This window comes from Rhizobium aouanii, from assembly GCF_037002925.1.
Classification (GTDB): Bacteria; Pseudomonadota; Alphaproteobacteria; order Rhizobiales; family Rhizobiaceae; genus Rhizobium; species Rhizobium aouanii.
This window is the reverse complement of the sequence record NZ_JBAMYD010000018.1, coordinates 114056-129905: the sequence shown is the minus strand read 5'-3', so window position 1 is coordinate 129905 and position 15850 is coordinate 114056. Positions and strand designations below refer to the sequence as shown.

The 15850-nt window shown below is 61.3% G+C and carries 15 protein-coding genes; 9 read left to right on the top strand and 6 right to left on the bottom strand.

The genetic code is table 11. From position 1 onward, the window contains the following. Positions 1 to 140 precede the first annotated feature (140 nt). Together modB and modC are read left to right on the top strand one after the other, a co-directional pair. Positions 141 to 842: a molybdate ABC transporter permease subunit gene (gene modB / locus V8P77_RS27750; RefSeq protein WP_027668018.1), complete on the top strand. Its 702-nt coding sequence runs from the start codon at positions 141 to 143 to the stop codon at positions 840 to 842. Next, positions 839 to 1906, top strand: coding sequence for a molybdenum ABC transporter ATP-binding protein (modC, locus tag V8P77_RS27745; RefSeq protein ID WP_335915259.1), 1068 nt, complete (start codon positions 839 to 841; stop codon positions 1904 to 1906). The genes modB and modC overlap by 4 nt, the downstream gene beginning before the upstream one ends. Before the next feature lie 3 nt (positions 1907 to 1909). Here modC and V8P77_RS27740 read toward each other — a convergent pair whose 3' ends face one another. Then, the gene (locus tag V8P77_RS27740) at positions 1910 to 2284 is read right to left on the bottom strand and encodes a winged helix-turn-helix domain-containing protein (RefSeq protein ID WP_131708599.1); all 375 of its coding nucleotides are present in this window, start codon (positions 2282 to 2284) and stop codon (positions 1910 to 1912) included. 210 nt (positions 2285 to 2494) lie between these two features. Here V8P77_RS27740 and rsfS point away from each other — a divergent pair, with 210 nt between their 5' ends. From rsfS to V8P77_RS27710, 6 genes are all read left to right on the top strand, one after another. Next, a complete protein-coding gene (gene rsfS / locus V8P77_RS27735) occupies positions 2495 to 2938 on the top strand; it encodes a ribosome silencing factor (RefSeq protein ID WP_032984631.1) in 444 nt (147 codons plus the stop codon). Positions 2939 to 3056: 118 nt separating this feature from the next. Next, positions 3057 to 3539, top strand: coding sequence for a 23S rRNA (pseudouridine(1915)-N(3))-methyltransferase RlmH (rlmH, locus tag V8P77_RS27730; protein ID WP_335915258.1), 483 nt, complete (start codon positions 3057 to 3059; stop codon positions 3537 to 3539). A 172-nt stretch (positions 3540 to 3711) separates the two neighbouring features. Then, positions 3712 to 5115, top strand: a complete 1404-nt coding sequence (locus tag V8P77_RS27725; protein WP_335915257.1) for a murein hydrolase activator EnvC family protein — start codon at positions 3712 to 3714, stop codon at positions 5113 to 5115. Next, entirely contained in the window at positions 5105 to 6427 is a 1323-nt protein-coding gene (locus V8P77_RS27720; protein ID WP_335915256.1) for a S41 family peptidase, read from the top strand. The genes V8P77_RS27725 and V8P77_RS27720 overlap by 11 nt, the downstream gene beginning before the upstream one ends. Before the next feature lie 77 nt (positions 6428 to 6504). Further along, entirely contained in the window at positions 6505 to 7701 is a 1197-nt protein-coding gene (locus V8P77_RS27715) for a divergent polysaccharide deacetylase family protein (RefSeq protein ID WP_335915255.1), read from the top strand. A 38-nt stretch (positions 7702 to 7739) separates the two neighbouring features. After that, positions 7740 to 8273 (top strand): RNA pyrophosphohydrolase, encoded by a 534-nt coding sequence (locus V8P77_RS27710; protein ID WP_335915254.1) that lies wholly within the window; start codon positions 7740 to 7742, stop codon positions 8271 to 8273. Positions 8274 to 8407: 134 nt separating this feature from the next. Here V8P77_RS27710 and bfr read toward each other — a convergent pair whose 3' ends face one another. The 5 genes from bfr to V8P77_RS27685 all read right to left on the bottom strand — a co-directional run bounded on the left by bfr (position 8408) and on the right by V8P77_RS27685 (position 15242). Then, positions 8408 to 8893, bottom strand: coding sequence for a bacterioferritin (gene bfr / locus V8P77_RS27705; protein WP_003543950.1), 486 nt, complete (start codon positions 8891 to 8893; stop codon positions 8408 to 8410). Continuing rightward, positions 8859 to 9257, bottom strand: coding sequence for a (2Fe-2S)-binding protein (locus V8P77_RS27700; RefSeq protein WP_246764279.1), 399 nt, complete (start codon positions 9255 to 9257; stop codon positions 8859 to 8861). Before V8P77_RS27700 ends, bfr begins: the two co-directional genes overlap by 35 nt. Positions 9258 to 9380: 123 nt before the next feature. Continuing rightward, on the bottom strand, positions 9381 to 12845 hold the full coding sequence (locus V8P77_RS27695) for an error-prone DNA polymerase (protein WP_335915252.1): 3465 nt from the start codon (positions 12843 to 12845) through the stop codon (positions 9381 to 9383). Next, positions 12842 to 14287, bottom strand: a complete 1446-nt coding sequence (locus V8P77_RS27690) for a Y-family DNA polymerase (protein ID WP_335915299.1) — start codon at positions 14285 to 14287, stop codon at positions 12842 to 12844. Before V8P77_RS27690 ends, V8P77_RS27695 begins: the two co-directional genes overlap by 4 nt. 10 nt (positions 14288 to 14297) lie before the next feature. Further along, complete coding sequence (locus V8P77_RS27685; protein WP_335915251.1) at positions 14298 to 15242, bottom strand: ImuA family protein; 945 nt, start codon at positions 15240 to 15242, stop codon at positions 14298 to 14300. 161 nt (positions 15243 to 15403) lie between these two features. Between V8P77_RS27685 and V8P77_RS27680 the strand changes: the two genes are divergently transcribed. Further along, complete coding sequence (locus V8P77_RS27680; protein WP_003543974.1) at positions 15404 to 15841, top strand: metallopeptidase family protein; 438 nt, start codon at positions 15404 to 15406, stop codon at positions 15839 to 15841. The last annotated feature ends 9 nt before the right edge of the window (positions 15842 to 15850 follow it).

Here is a 15850-nt window from a genome sequence, read left to right as displayed (position 1 = left end):
AGCATCTGCATCCGGTCGATTTTGGATAGGCAACAGATCCTCGGCACAAGGCCGAGGATGACGCCGAGTAAAGAGCAAGATTTGTTAACAAACGGCTTGCATGTGCGAGCCTTCATTTTTGAGAGGAATAGAAGCGCTTGCTGGACGCTCTTGGTTTGAGCAATGAGGAATGGACGGCGATCCTGCTCAGCCTGCGCGTCTCGATCGTCGCCATGCTGGCAAGCCTGCCCTTCGGCATCCTCGTCGCCTTGTTGCTTGCCCGCGGCCGCTTCTGGGGCAAGTCGGTGCTGAACGGCGTCGTTCACCTGCCGCTGATCCTGCCCCCGGTCGTCACTGGTTTTCTTCTCCTCATCCTGTTTGGCCGCCGCGGTCCGATCGGCAGCCTGCTCGACCAGTATTTCGGCATCGTCTTGTCGTTCCGCTGGACGGGTGCTGCACTGGCCTGCGCCATCATGGCCTTTCCGCTGATGGTGCGCAGCATCCGCCTGTCGATCGAGGCGGTCGACCGCAAGCTGGAAGAGGCGGCCGGAACGCTCGGCGCCGGCCCTGTCTGGGTCTTCCTGACGATCACCCTGCCGTTGACGCTGCCCGGCATCATCGCCGGCATGATCCTCTCTTTTGCCAAGGCGATGGGCGAATTCGGCGCGACGATCACCTTCGTCTCCAACATTCCCGGCGAAACCCAGACGCTGTCGGCGGCGATCTACACCTTCACCCAGGTGCCGGGCGGCGATGCCGGCGCGCTCCGCCTGACGCTTGTCGCCGTCGTCATTTCCATGGCCGCCCTGCTCGCCTCCGAATTCCTCGCCCGTCTCGCCGGCCGGAGAATCGATCCGGAATGACGCTGATCGTCGAGGCAAAACAGAGGCTCGGCGCCTTTTCGCTCGATGCCGCCTTCACCTCCGAGCGCGGCGTCACCGCGCTGTTCGGCCGTTCCGGCTCCGGCAAGACCTCGATGATCCGCATCATCGCCGGCCTCGCACGCCCGGACCAAGGCCGCGTCGTTCTCGACGGCGAGGTCTTGACCGAAACCGAAACCGACATCTTCGTCCCGAAGCATCGCCGCCGCTTCGGATATGTCTTCCAGGAGGCGCGGCTTTTCCCGCATCTCAGCGTTCGCGCCAATCTGTTCTACGGCCGCTGGTTCGCGGCGAGAACGGCGCGCGGCGAGAGCTTCGACCACATCGTCGACCTGCTCGGCATCGAGACGCTGCTGGAGCGCAGCCCCGCGAAGCTTTCCGGCGGCGAGAAGCAGCGCGTCGCCATCGGCCGCGCGCTTCTCTCATCCCCTCGCCTGCTGTTGATGGACGAGCCGCTCGCTGCCCTCGATGATGCGCGCAAGGCTGAGATCCTGCCTTATCTCGAGCGATTGCGCGACGAAACCGACATACCGATCGTCTATGTCAGCCACTCGATCGCCGAGGTGGCGCGGCTGGCAAACCAGGTCGTCGTCATGCGCGACGGCAAGGTGGAAGCGACCGGCCCCGCCATCGACATATTGAGCCGCCCCTCCACCGCCTCCGACCGGCGCGAGGCCGGCGCACTGCTGGAAGGCACGGTGGAAAGCTTCGATGCGCGGCACCGTCTATCGACGATCGCGCTGAAATCCTGTCGGCTCCATATTCCGGGAGCCGCGCTTGCGCCCGGCAAATCGGTCCGCATCCGCATCCCCTCCCGCGATGTCATGCTGGCGACCGCAAAGCCCGAGGGGCTCAGCGCGCTGAATATCCTGGAAGCAAGGATAGACGGGATGTCGTCGGCCGAGGACGAAACAGTAGAAATCCGGCTCGATTGCGGCGGCGATATCATTCTTTCCCGGATCACGACACTGTCCTGCGAGCGTCTGGATCTTCGACCGGGAAGAGCGGTCTTCGCCGTCATCAAGACAGTTGCCCTGGAGGCCTGATCATCAGCGCTCGCCCTGCTGCAGGTTGCGTTTGGCCTCGAGCCAGGCAAGATCTTCGGCAAGGCTCGTGCGCATCGTCCTTTCCATCCGGCGGAAACGCCCGAGCAATTCCTCGCCGAACGGCGTCAGCGCCGCACCGCCGCCCTTCTGCCCGCCGCGCTGCGATTCCACCACCTGTTCGTTAAACATCCGGTTCATCTCGCTGACCAGCAGCCATGCCCGTCGATAGGACATGTCCATCGCCCGCCCGGCAGCCGAGATCGATCCGGTCTGGCGGATATGCTCCAGCAGTTCCATCTTGCCATGGCCGAGACGATCCTCGTCCGGGAAGCTGATTCGCAGGACGGGCACGAGTGTTTTTGCGGCTGAGTCGGTCATTGAATCTGGAGATCGTGAAATTTGCCGCACTTTACGCTGCGGCATGGAAACTGTACACCGCCCGCACGAGGCCGCCCCGAGCGGTCAAATACTTCAATTCGAACGGCAGATCGGATTTTCGGCCGTTCTGTACCTTAGCATGTCTTGAAACATTAATGGTTTGATGCCTATCTTAACCATGATCCGGTCGCGATCGGATCTGTGTTGTGCATAGTTTGTCATTCCAGGAAAGGGAAAGCACTGACAACAGTACACGCCAAGGGAAAAACGCTCGCCGTTATCCCGAAGAGTGCGGAACGTGGCGCCGATGCCGCCGCCCGTGCCCTAGAAACCGTCCTCGCCAGCCTCGAGGACTCCAAAGCTGAAGATATCGTCACCATCGACATTGCCGGAAAATCGGCGCTGGGAGACTACATGATCGTCGTCTCCGGCCGCTCGAACAGGCATGTCATGGCGATCTCGGATCATCTGCTCACCGACCTGAAGGACGACGGCCTCGGTACGGCCCGCGTCGAAGGTCAGGAAGGCGGCGATTGGGTCCTGATCGACACCGGTGACATTATCGTGCATGTGTTCCGTCCCGAAATCCGCGAGTTCTACAACATCGAAAAGATGTGGGCGGCTCCGGATATGGATGAAGAAACACGGCACTGACAGGCAAGCCGGCATTCTGTCCGGCGCCTGAGACGTGGCAGTGGCTGGCCGGCAAACATCATAAGCCGGCCGGTGGCGCGGTGTGCGCCCGATGTGCCGCATGAGCGGGAGCGGATGAATGCGAATAGGTCTTTTTGCGGTGGGACGGCTGAAGTCCGGCCCGGAAAAGGATCTTGCCGCCCGTTATTTCGACCGTTTCGCCAAGGCCGGCCCTGCCGTCGGCCTCGAATTGGCCCGCGTTGCCGAAGTTGCCGAAAGCCGGGCCTCCAATGCGGAGACCCGCAAGCGTGAAGAGGCGGCGATGCTTCTGAAATCGCTTGGCGATGGCAGCATCCTTATCCTTCTCGATGAACGCGGCAAGGCGCTCGACAGCGAAGCCTTCGCAAACCTGCTCGGCTCCTATCGAGACCAGGGCAAACGCGAGCTGACCATCGCGATCGGCGGCGCCGATGGCCTCGATCCCTCGCTGTACGACCGTGCTGACGCCACCCTGTGCCTGGGCAAGATGACCTGGCCGCATCAGCTCGTGCGTACGCTGATCGCCGAACAGCTCTATCGTGCCGTCACCATCCTCTCCGGCCACCCCTATCACCGCGTCTGAGGGCCGCGTCGGCCTGATGCTTCGGCAATCGCAATGTCACGCAGCCGTGTTTTGCTAGGCAGCCCGTTCTCCTGCAAACGTATGGCAAAGCGTACCAAATCAGCTTAGTCTCCGCGCGATTTGAGAAAGTGCCCCAACACGCATGACGAGAGCATCCACCAGGCGACACCGCATGATCCTGCCGGCTATCGCGGCCGGCGTCGGTGTGGCGGTGATTGTCATGTCGGCAAACCCGTTCATCGTCCGGGCGCAGGATGCCGCGCCCGAGGCGGCACAATCTGCGCCGCAGCCGGCAGCCGAGCCCGCGCCGCCGCCCGATCCGGCTGCCGAACTTGCCGCCAAGCGTGATCAGACCCGCACAGAACTCGAAACCCTGTCGAAAACGATCAGCCTCTCCACCGACAAGGTGAGCGCGCTTCAGCAGAGCATCGCCGATCTCGAAAAGAGCACGGAAAGCATCCGCCAGGCGCTGATCGATTCCGCTGCCCGCCGCAAGGCCCTCGAAAAGCAGATCCTCGAAAGCGAGAGGAAACTTGCCGATCTCGGCGTCAGGGAGGATGGCATCCGCCGTTCCCTGCATGAGCGCCGCGGCCTGCTGGCCGAGGTGCTGGCAGCGCTCCAGCGCATGGGCCGCAACCCGCCGCCCGCTTTGCTGGTCACCCCCGATGACGCACTCGGCTCCGTGCGCAGCGCCATCCTGCTCGGCGCCGTCGTGCCCGGCATCCGCAAGGAGACCGACAAGCTTGCCGCGGACCTCGCAAGCCTCGCCGCCTTGCAGACCGCAAGTGCTGCCGAGAAGATCTCGCTAACCGGGACGATGACCAACGGCATCGAGGAAGAGCGACGCATGGATCTTCTGCTTGCCGAAAACGACAAGCTCAGCCGCAGCAACGCCGCCGAACTCGAGGCCGAAAGGAAACGTTCCGAGGAGCTGGCGGGCAAGGCGACGAGCCTTGAAGGCCTCGTCGCCTCGATGGAATCCGAGATCGCTTCGGTGCGCGACGCCGCCGCTGCCGCCCGCCAGGCGGAGGAGAACCGCAAGCTGCTGACGGACGAGCAGCGCGCCCAGGCCAAGGCGCTTGCCGACAGCGGTGTGCCCGATAAAAACCGCATTGCGCCCGCATATCCCTTCGGAGAATTGAAGGCGAAATTGGAGGTGCCCGTTACGGGCGATATCCTGCGCCAGTTCGGCGATGCCGACGGCACCGGGCACGAGGCCATGGGAATGACGGTCGCCACCAATCCGGAGACGGTGGTGACGGCGCCTGCGGATGGTCTGGTGGTTTTCGCCGGCGCATTCCGCAGTTACGGCCAGATGATCATCCTCGACACGGGCGATGGATACCACTTGGTTCTCTCGGGAATGGATATGATCAATACCCGTCAGGGAAAATTCGTTTTCTCCGGCGAACCCCTTGCCGTGATGGGCGCGAAAAGAGTGGCAAGCGCAACTGCATTGGCGCTGGAAACGAACCGGCCAACGCTTTACATTGAATTTCGAAAGGACGGTAAACCGGTCGATTCCCGGCCGTGGTGGACCGCCAAAGACACTGGAAAGGCACGCAATGATTCGTAGGGCATCTCTTGTTCTGGTCGGCGCATTGATGGGTGCGACCGCAATGAGCGTCATTTACTCGGCGAGTGTGCCGGCAGAAGCGGCCGGATCCTCGACCTACAAGGAACTTTCGGTTTTCGGAGATGTCTTCGAGCGTGTGCGTGCGCAATATGTGACGCCGCCTGCGGAAGACAAGCTGATCGAGAACGCCATCAACGGCATGCTCTCCTCGCTCGATCCGCATTCGAGCTACATGAATGCGAAGGACGCCGAAGATATGCGCACCCAGACCAAGGGTGAGTTCGGCGGCCTCGGCATCGAAGTCACGATGGAAGACGAACTCGTCAAGGTCATCACGCCGATCGACGATACGCCCGCCGCCAAGGCCGGCGTTCTCGCCGGCGACTACATCTCCGAGATCGACGGCCAGTCCGTGCGCGGCCTGAAGCTGGAAGACGCAGTCGAGAAGATGCGCGGCGCCGTCAACACGCCGATCAAGCTGACGCTGATCCGCAAGGGTGCCGACAAGCCGATCGAGCTGACGATCGTCCGTGACGTCGTCGCCGTCCAGGCAGTCAAGTCGCGTGTCGAGGACGATGTCGGTTATCTCCGCATCATCTCCTTCACCGAGAAGACCTATCCTGACATGGAAAAGGCGATCAAGAAGATCAAGGACACCGTTCCGGCTGACAAGCTGAAGGGTTATGTTCTCGATCTGCGCCTCAATCCGGGCGGTCTGCTCGACCAGGCGATCAACGTCTCCGATGCCCTGCTGCAGCGTGGCGAAGTCGTTTCGACCCGCGGCCGCAATCCGGATGAAACCCGCCGCTTCAATGCCGGCCCGGGCGACCTGACGGATGGCAAGCCGGTGATCGTGCTGATCAATGGCGGTTCGGCTTCCGCATCGGAAATCGTCGCTGGCGCTCTTCAGGATCTGCGCCGTGCCACCGTTCTCGGCACGCGCTCCTTCGGCAAGGGCTCCGTCCAGACGATCATCCCGCTCGGTGAAAACGGCGCGCTGCGCCTGACCACGGCGCTCTACTACACGCCGTCGGGCCGCTCGATCCAGGGCACCGGCATCACCCCCGACATCAAGGTCGAGGAGCCGCTGCCGGAGGAACTGCAGGGCAAGATGGTGACCGAAGGCGAATCCAGCCTGCGCGGCCACATCAAGGGCCAGAGCGAGACGGACGAAGGTTCAGGCTCTGTTGCCTATGTTCCGCCGGACCCGAAGGACGACGTTCAGCTGAACTACGCGCTCGACCTTCTGCGCGGCAAGAAGACCGATCCGGCCTTCCCGCCGAACCCGGACAAGGCCGTCGTCGCCAAGTGATCGATCAGCTCAAGGCCGGGCACCTCGCCCGGCCTTGAGCCTTTCTGCTGTTTCCCGGTTTTGGAGCGGGCGAAAAATTGGGAACGGACCTGCATGCGCCTTTGGGCCGCAACCGCAAAACCGGCAGCCGGCGCCCAGGTATCCTGCGCCTCGGCCGTATCGCCGCCAGTCTCTGCCTTTTTGCGATAGGCGGCTTTTCCCTCTATACGGCATTTCGCGGCGATGAGTTCGAACGCACCAAACCGCCGGCGGACGAACAAGCCGCAACACCCCCTGCCGATACCCCTCAGCCGCCGACGGCCACCACGGGCCAAGCGGCAGACGGTATGCCCCGCGCCGACCCGCGCTCGGGTGCCAATGTCGAGCAGACGGTCACCGGCGACGGCTCGGTCGTCACCAAATACAGCCCCCGCCCGCGCGATGGCGACGGGCCGGTGCTGGTCGACGCCATGCAGATCGGCCAGGATCCGCGCATGGCAGCCCAGCCCAATGAAGCACTGCTCGAAGAGACGCCTTTTGGCAGGCTGCCGATTGTCGGCCCCGATGGCCGGCGGCCGATGGATCAATATGCGCGTCCCTCGTCTGGCGCGCGCGGCGTCCGCATCGCCATCGTCGTCAGCGGCCTCGGGCTCAGCCAGACCGGAACGCAGCGCGCCATCGCGGAATTGCCGGAAGAGATCACTTTCGCTTTTGCCGCAAGCGGCAACAGCCTGCAGCGCTGGATGCAGGAAGCCCGCCGCGGCGGTCACGAGATCCTTTTGCAAGTGCCGCTCGAGCCCTTTGATTATCCGGCGAATGATCCGGGCCCGGAAACGCTGCTGACCACGAAACCGGCCGCCCGCAACATCGAGAACCTGCACAAGGCGATGGGCGAGATCACCAACTATACCGGCGTCATGAATTATCTCGGCGGCCGTTTCCTGTCTGATCCGGCCGCCATGGAACCTGTCATGCGCGACATCGGCAAGCGCGGGCTGCTGTTTCTCGACGACGGCACATCGGCGCAGTCGAAGACGGCGGCGATCGCCAAGGGAACCGAACTGCCCTATGCCTTCGCCGACCTGCAGCTCGACGGCCAGCTCGATATCAACGCCGTCCTGAAGAAGCTCGACGAGCTCGAGCGCATCGCCCGCAAGAACGGCCAGGCGATCGGCGTCGCCTCGGCTTTCGATGAGAGCGTTGACGCCATCGCCAAATGGAGCGAGGAAGCCGCGATGCGCGGCATCGAGATCGTCGGCGTCGCCGCCCTTTCCAACGACCCCCGGAATCCCTGAAAGATATCCTTGAGAAGAATCCCGGAACGGAGAAGAAGATGAGCCAGGCGACCGTGAAAGCCGAGGATCTGCCCTACCGCCCCTGCGTCGGCGTAATGATCCTGAACCGCGATGGCCTCGTCTGGGCGGGAAGACGCATCGCCGACGGCAATTCCGAATATGACGGCTCGCCGCAGCTCTGGCAGATGCCGCAGGGGGGTATCGACAAGGGCGAGGATCCATTGGACGCAGCCTATCGTGAGCTTTACGAGGAGACCGGCATCAAGACGGTGACCCTGCTTGCCGAAGCGAGAGACTGGATCAACTATGATCTGCCGCCGGCACTGATCGGCATCGGGCTGAAGGGGAAATTCCGCGGCCAGACGCAGCGCTGGTTCGCCTTCCGCTTCGACGGCGACGACAGCGAGATCGCCATCAATCCGCCGCCTGGCGGCCACGAGCCGGAGTTTGATGCCTGGGAATGGAAGCCGATGCGGCAACTGCCGGGGCTGATCGTCCCCTTCAAGCGCGCCGTCTACGACCAGGTGGTGGCCGAGTTCCAGCACTTGGAAACACTTCAATCGGAAGATTGATCACGGCGGGATGACCGCCTCCGTTTGCGCTCGGCAATGATGCCTCCGAAGAATGCCGACCGCACCGATTCGCGTTCAACGGCGTCAGATCGGGAACACCGGCCGCCATAGGCGGCCGGCATCTCGTTCGAATATTATTCGGCTTCGTTGGCGGAATCGGCGTTGAGCTGGCCGTATTTGCTCTCGCCGATTTTCTCGAGCAGGTCGATCTGTGTTTCGAGGAAGTCGATATGACCTTCCTCGTCCGCCAGCAGCTCCTCGAAAAGTTTCATGGAAACGTAATCGCCTGCGTCATGACAGATATCGCGCGACTTTTTGTAGGCCGCGCGGGCGTCGTACTCGCCGGCAAGATCGGCTTCCAGAACTTCTTTGACGTTCTGGCCGATGCGCAGAGGTGCAAGGGTCTGCAGATTGGGATGGCCTTCGAGGAAGATGATGCGTGCAACAAGCCGGTCGGCATGGTGCATCTCTTCGATGGATTCGGCGCGCTCCTTCTTGGCGAGCTTGGTGTAACCCCAGTCCTCAAGAAGACGATAATGAACCCAGTATTGGTTGACCGCACCGAGTTCGAGGAACAACGCCTCGTTAAGCCGCTCGATGACCTTTTTGTCGCCTTTCAATGTCCGCTCTCCTGTTTTCCTCATGGAATTGTTTCAAGCGGGACATGAAATCAAATATTTCGGCCTCCGTCGAGTGGCGACGGGCGTGATAGTCCTCGGTTGTCTGGATAATGAGGTCGACGACGTTTGGGAAACAGCCGCAGCAGCGGCCGCGTTTTTCCATAGCGTGGTAGACCTTCGCAGGCACGATAAGCTGCCAACAGTCTTCATCGAGAAGGTTGGTGATAACCTCCCGGATTTCTTTATCGGTTATATAATTGCAGCTGCAGACGAGCACGTCTTCATTCCAAACATGACACTGACTATCGTGTTTTCTGCTAAAGAAGATGGTGGCTGTCAAGAAAAAATTCGAGTCGCGCAGCATCAAAGAACGGTGTGCGGATAAGGCCCCGATGCATATCGTCCGGGATTATGCTGCGGTTTCAGGAGGATGACGCCATAAGGCAATGACGGCGCGTCGCATGGTCTTGATCGGTGCGATGCATTTTTAATGAAAGTTGCGTCCGCGCGGCATCACCTCAGCGGTTTCCGCCGCGCCAGCATGGCGGCCTGTGGCAACCATCCGCTTTTCCAGCTCGGCCCTCTCCTGCACATTCGCAAGCTTTTTCTGCCGCTGATCGGCACCCGGCCTCAGCACCTCGTCTGCCCGCTCGCAGACGCCGAAACGCCGGGCCTCGCGTTGCAGGATACCGAGCGCCGGCGTCATGTCCTCGATATGCTCGACGACGGTATGGATCACCCCGCTTTGGCTTTGCAGCCTGCCGCGGATTTTCACCAGTCGGGCGCCCATCACGACCGAGCGGTATTTGTCGAACATTTTCGACCAGACGATCGCATTGGCGACGCCCGTTTCGTCTTCCAGCGTCATAAAGATCACGCCTTTGGCCGAACCCGGCCGCTGGCGCACCAGCACGAGGCCCGCGATCGTCACCCTCTTTCCGTTCGCGACCTTCAACAGATCGACATTGCGCGTCACTCCGGCCTTGCATAACTCCTCACGCAGGAAGGAGACGGGGTGCGCCTTCAGCGACAAAGAGAGATAACGATAGTCCTCGATGACCTGCTCTCCGGGCAGCATTTCCGGCAGCTTCGCTACAGGCTCGGCCTGGAGGTCGATATGACGGACCTGCTCGAAAAGCGGCAACTCCTCGGCAGCACTCCTCACATCCAGCGCCCGCACCGCCCAGAGCGCGTCGCGTCGTGACAGTTTGAGAGATTGGAACGCATCGGCATCCGCCAGTCGCTCGATGACCGATTTCTGCAGACCGGACCGTAGCCAGAGATCGCGTACCGAGCTGTAGCCTTCGCCTCGATGGCTGACGAGCCGTTCCATATCGTCTGTCGAGAGACCCTTGATCTGCCGGAAGCCGAGCCGCACCGCATGCCGGGTCTTGATGATTTCGCGCATCTCATGATGCCGAAAATCGATAGCATTCCGATCGAAAGCGGCCTCTTCAAGACCGCAATCCCAGTTCGATTCATTGATATCGACCGGCAGGATTCTTACCCCGTGCTCGCGTGCATCCCGGACCAGCTGCGCCGGCGCATAAAAGCCCATCGGCTGGGAGTTCAGCATCGCCGCGCAGAAGACGTCGGGATAATAGGCCTTGAGCCATGAGGACGCATAGACGAGCAGCGCGAAGGAGGCGGCATGGCTTTCCGGAAAACCGTATTCGCCGAATCCCTTGATCTGGTTGAAACACTGCTGTGCGAATTCCTGGGCATAACCCTTTGAGGCCATTCCTTCGATGAACCGCTTTTCGAAGTTGCCGATCGTACCCGTTCTCTTGAATGTCGCCATCGCTCTGCGAAGTTTGTCGGCTTCCGCCGGCTTGAATCCTGCCGCAGTGATGGCGATCTGCATGGCCTGTTCCTGAAACAGCGGCACGCCTAGGGTTCTTTCAAGGACTACTTCCAGTTCCTTGCTCGGATATTCGATCGGGATGTTTTTGGCCCGCTGCTCCCGGCGTTTCAGGTAAGGATGCACCATGTCGCCCTGGATCGGCCCTGGCCGCACGATCGCCACCTCGATGACGAGATCGTAGAAGCGCCTCGGCTTGAGACGCGGCAGCATGCTCATCTGCGCCCGGCTTTCGATCTGGAAGACCCCGAGCGTATCGGCCCGGCCCATCATGTTGTAGACCGGCTCGCCTTCGTTCCCATGCTCCTTGTTGCCGAGGTCTGCGAGCGTCTTCTTCACGTCGTAATGCAATTCAAGCAGCGAAAAGGCCTTTCGCAGGCAGGTCAGCATGCCGAGCGCCAGCACATCCACCTTGAGGATCTTGACGTTGTCGAGGTCGTCCTTGTCCCACTCGATCATGTAGCGATCCGGCATCGCCGTCTTCATGATCGGCACCACCTCGTCGAGCCTGTCCCGCGTGATGACGAAGCCGCCGACATGCTGGGTGAGGTGGCGCGGGAAGCCGAGAAGCTCGGAGGCATATTTCAGCACGTTCCGCGTCACCGGATCCTTGATGTCGAGACCCGCCGCCTTGGCATCCCGCTCGGAGAGATTATCCTCCGACCAGCCCCAAACGAGGCTGCTGATCGCCGACTGGACATCCTCCGAAAGCCCGAAGGCCTTGGCGACCTCGCGGCCGGCCGAACGGGTGCGGTAGGTGGTCACCCCCGCCGTCAGTCCCGCATGTTCTCTTTTGTAGTTTTTGTAAATAAACTGGATGACCTCTTCACGTCGGTCATGCTCGAAATCGACATCGATATCCGGCGGTTCGTCGCGGTCCATGGAAATGAAACGATCGAAGAGCAGTGTGCTCTTTTCGGGATCGACTTCCGTTATCTCCAGGCAATAGCAGATGACCGAGTTTGCCGCCGATCCGCGGCCCTGACACAAGACCTTAAGTGTATAGCGGGCGTGCTGGATGATCCTGTGAACCGTTAGGAAATAGGAGGCGTAATTCTTATCACCGATAAGCTTCAGTTCGTAATCGATCTGCTTTGCAACTTTCTCTGGAATGCCATCAGGATAACGTTTTGTCGCTCCTGCTCTCGTCAGCCTTTCGAGAGTTTCCTGCGGTGTTTCGCCGGGATCGTTTTCAGGCGGGTAATTGTGCTCCAGTTCCTTCAGCGAAAAGCTCAGCCTGTCGAAAAAAACCCGCGTGTTCTCGACCGCACCAGGATAGTCCCGGAAGATCCGGACCATTTCACGTGAATCCTTGAGGTAGCGCTCGGCATTCGGCGCCAGCAGGAATCCGGCTTGCGCTATCTGCACGTGCTCCCGGATCGCGATCACGACATCCGAAAGCGGCCGGCGTTCGGGATGATGGTAAAGCGGCTGGTTGGTGGCAATCAGCGGCACACGGTTTTGGGCAGCAAGCATGGCAAGCACCGCAAAGACCTGCCTGTCGCGGCCGTCATAGGCTGGCGCCAGCGCCATAAAAAAAGCCTTGCGGAAGCGTCTGCGAAACCGTTCCAGATAATCTTCCAGCGACGACTGACCCGTCTGATGATCGACAAGGGTGCGATCGGGAACGAAGGCAAGCATCATCTCGTCTCCCCATTCCAATAACTCTGCTTCCGTCAGAATGCAGCTTCCCTTGACCGCTTCCTCCTTCAGATTGCCGGCGCTGAGAAGGCGGCAGAGGTTTGCCCAGCCTCGCCGGTTTTGCGGATAGGCAAGGATATCAGGCGTTCCGTCGGAAAAGACGAGACGGGCGCCCGGCTGAACCCGGATAGGATCGAGGATGACCTCCGTTTTTCCTTGCTTCTTCGCCTCGGCTAAAATCGCATCCTTGTTCTTGTATCTCTCCTCAAGCTGCTCCGCCTGCGCATGTGCCCGCACCACGCCAGCAACCGAATTCCGGTCCGCTATGCCGAGGCCGCCGAGCTTCAGATAAGCGGCCTGTACGACCATCTCTTCCGGGCCGGAGGCGCCTTCAAGAAACGAGAAATTCGTCCTTGTGCCGATCTCGAAGAATGCGCGCGTGGTTGTCATGCGAACACGCCATGCATGAACCAGCGAGGATCAAGCTCCTGACCATAAAAGCCCCGCCGATAGATCCAGAAGCGATGTCCGGTCTCATCCTCGATGCGGAAATAGTCACGCGCCTCGGTATCATCCCCATCGATCCACCACTCCATGGCAATCCGTTCCGGCCCTTCGCTTCTTGCCACCTGATGCTGCATCCGCCGCCAGCGGAAGATCTGCGGCGGACCATCGGGCACTTCGGCAAGTATGGTCTCGACCGGCTCCGGCGTTGCAAAGAGCCGCAGCGGGCGCTCTTCGCGGAAAGGAAGCTGGATGTCCTGCGCTGCCTTCCGCCTGGGAAGGCTCTCCATCACAGGAACCGCGATGACAGCGCGTTCCGGAACATGGCTCTCGCGGAGCTGGAAGCTTTGCAGGCAATCCGCACCAAGTCGGGCCGAGACCCGGTCGACGAAGGCCGAAAGCGAGATCTCTCCCTGCCGGTCGCCCTCGAAATCACCCTGCGCCTCGTTGAAGGGATCGTGCCGCAACACATTCAACCGCAGGATTTCGAAGCCATAGCCGGCATCGAGATCGTCATAGACCGCCTGCAATCGCTCGGAAAAAAGTCCGGCGATGAACTTTGGTTCGCGAAGCGGCTGCGAAGCGCCGACGGAGATACGAAAGACCCTGCCGTCGACGCGGAACAGGACCAGTTCGAACACCCGCCCGCCAGCCCCCCGCGCCTCCAGCGACGGCTGCAGCGATAAGGCGACCTGTCTGGTGACGGCAAGGATCTGCTCTTCCGTCCCGATGGGCTCGATCAGCCGGCTTTCGGCCGAGAGGCTGGCAACAGGACGCCGGGGCGAGACCGGCTCCTCTTCACGTCCCAGCGCCTGGTCGAGACGCAGAAGCAGCTCCGGGCCGAACCGGCGGGTCAGCGGCGCTCGCGGTGCGTCGATGACGTCGCCGATATATTTCAGACCGAGCTTCTTCAGGGCATCGACGGTTTGTCCTTCCAGCCGCAAGGCTGCAACCGGCAAGGACATCAGCACATGTTCCGTCTCTTCGTCCTCGATCACGCCGCTTTGCCCGAAGCGGGACGCGGCCCAGGAAAGACCAGGAGACGATGAGATCGCGCCGCGGGCATCGAACCCCATATGAAAAAGCCGCGACAGCACATCCTTGAGAAGCGCCTTTTCACCGCCGAAAAGATGGGCGCAGCCGCTAATGTCGAGAAACAGGCCGTCCTTGCCGTCGAACGCCACCAGCGGCGTATAACGGTCGCACCAGTCGGCAATTGCCTCCAGCAACCGGCGGTCGGCTGCCGGATCCTCTTCCGCGACCTCGAGCAGCGGGTACATGGCGCGCGCTTCGGCAACGCCCAACTCCTTCTTCAGCCCCAGCCTCTCGGCCAACTCGTCCAGTGCCGTCAACCGCATGGCATTGTTGAGCTTGCCGGAACAGACGATAGGCGGCGTCTCAGGACGCCCTTTCGAACGCCAGGAGAGCCCCCATCGCCTGCGGGCGATGCGGTCCGTTGGCAGATGCGGGAAGCTGAGCGCCAGAATGCGCTGACTGTTCGGCTGGAGGACGAACGAGGTTTGGTTCGGCGACAGGGAGAAATTCGCGTTCATGGGGATTCCACTCCAGAAGAAAGGACAGCGGGGCCGGATTGCGGCTCTTCTCCAGCGTCAGACGGAAAATTGGATTGCCGATGCTGCCGGAAAGTTTCGATCCATCCGGCAACGGCCGCAGAGCGGACGGGGCCGGTTCGACATGCAGACGCAAGGCCGCACTGCTTGCCTCCTCCGCCCCGGCCTGACGGACAAGAAAGAGCGGACGGCGGGCAGCATGCGCCCTGAGACTAAGCCGGCGGCTTTCGGTCAGGCCGAAATGGGCAGGATTGCCCCGCACTTCGAAGATGATGGCCGAGAAGGCAGCGCTTTCCACCGCCATCTCCGCCAGCCAGAGCGCCTCGTCCAGCTTGCGCGGCGCCGCATGGAGAAACCGCTCCGGGCTCAGCCCGAAATCCCGAAGCCCGGGGGCATAGGGACGGCCTGCCTCCAGCGTGCCGACGGCATCGCCGATCCAGAGCAACGGCAGAAGGCGGCCGGCATCCGCTTCCTGTTTTTGCAGCCGCGCGGCAACAGCCATCGCCAGCCCGCTTGCAGCACCGGCATCGCGAGACAGAGCGGAACGGAATTCGGTGATCGCATCGAGCGGCAGGCCCCCTTCAAGCGCCCCGTCGAGAAACTCCACCCCAAACGGCAGGGGCGGCAGCGTGCGCTCCTGGCGGGCCTTACGTCCTTCCGCCAGGGCTTCCCGTTCCGCTGCGGCAAGCGCCGGCGCGGGCCGTCCCTCCAGTCTGGCGATGGTTTCGCGGAGCGCAAAAAGCCGCTCGCGCGCCAGGGCGTGCTGCGCCATGGCGTTCTCCGATCCGTCTTGTTCCTGTTATGTTCTTATAGATTCCAGAGAGCTAATGAAGAGTCAACGGCCATTTTCTATGAAAATATTCCTGCCTTTGATTCCGCACTCGAAAATCGGCGATAAAGGTTCTATATGGGCCCGCAAAGGAAGGAATATTCATGGCCCGCATAGACCAGAGCGATGATTGGCGGGATCGCCATGCGCCGACGATCAGCGCCTTCGAGTCGCTGGCGATGGAGGCCTATAGTCATCTGCCGGATGAATTCCGCCAGCTGACGACCAACCTCACGATCGAGATTGAGGATTTCCCCGATGACGACGTTTTCGAGGACATGGCGCTGGAAACCCCTTTCGATCTGCTCGGCCTTTTCGAGGGCAGGGGCATTTCCGAACGTTTCACGGTGGAAACCGGCGAGATGCCGAACCGCATCCGCCTCTACCGCCGTCCCATTCTCGACTACTGGGCTGAGAACGACGAGACGCTCGGCGATATCATCACCCACGTCCTGATCCACGAGATCGGCCACCATTTCGGGCTGAGCGACGATGACATGGAGCGGATCGAGGCAAGCGCCGAGGAAGCCGCCGAGCGCTAGAGCGCCACG

What these genes read in the sequence shown, in the direction of transcription:
- rlmH (WP_335915258.1), top strand. Translation starts at nt 3,057, where the DNA reads ATGCGAATAGGTCTTTTTGCGGTGGGACGGCTGAAGTCCGGCCCGGAA.
- V8P77_RS27680 (WP_003543974.1), top strand. Translation starts at nt 15,404, where the DNA reads ATGGCCCGCATAGACCAGAGCGATGATTGGCGGGATCGCCATGCGCCG.
- V8P77_RS27695 (WP_335915252.1), bottom strand. Translation starts at nt 12,845, where the DNA reads ATGACAACCACGCGCGCATTCTTCGAGATCGGCACAAGGACGAATTTC.
- V8P77_RS27700 (WP_246764279.1), bottom strand. Translation starts at nt 9,257, where the DNA reads ATGCTGCGCGACTCGAATTTTTTCTTGACAGCCACCATCTTCTTTAGC.
- V8P77_RS27725 (WP_335915257.1), top strand. Translation starts at nt 3,712, where the DNA reads ATGATCCTGCCGGCTATCGCGGCCGGCGTCGGTGTGGCGGTGATTGTC.
- V8P77_RS27710 (WP_335915254.1), top strand. Translation starts at nt 7,740, where the DNA reads ATGAGCCAGGCGACCGTGAAAGCCGAGGATCTGCCCTACCGCCCCTGC.
- V8P77_RS27720 (WP_335915256.1), top strand. Translation starts at nt 5,105, where the DNA reads ATGATTCGTAGGGCATCTCTTGTTCTGGTCGGCGCATTGATGGGTGCG.
- V8P77_RS27740 (WP_131708599.1), bottom strand. Translation starts at nt 2,284, where the DNA reads ATGACCGACTCAGCCGCAAAAACACTCGTGCCCGTCCTGCGAATCAGC.
- V8P77_RS27685 (WP_335915251.1), bottom strand. Translation starts at nt 15,242, where the DNA reads ATGGCGCAGCACGCCCTGGCGCGCGAGCGGCTTTTTGCGCTCCGCGAA.
- modC (WP_335915259.1), top strand. Translation starts at nt 839, where the DNA reads ATGACGCTGATCGTCGAGGCAAAACAGAGGCTCGGCGCCTTTTCGCTC.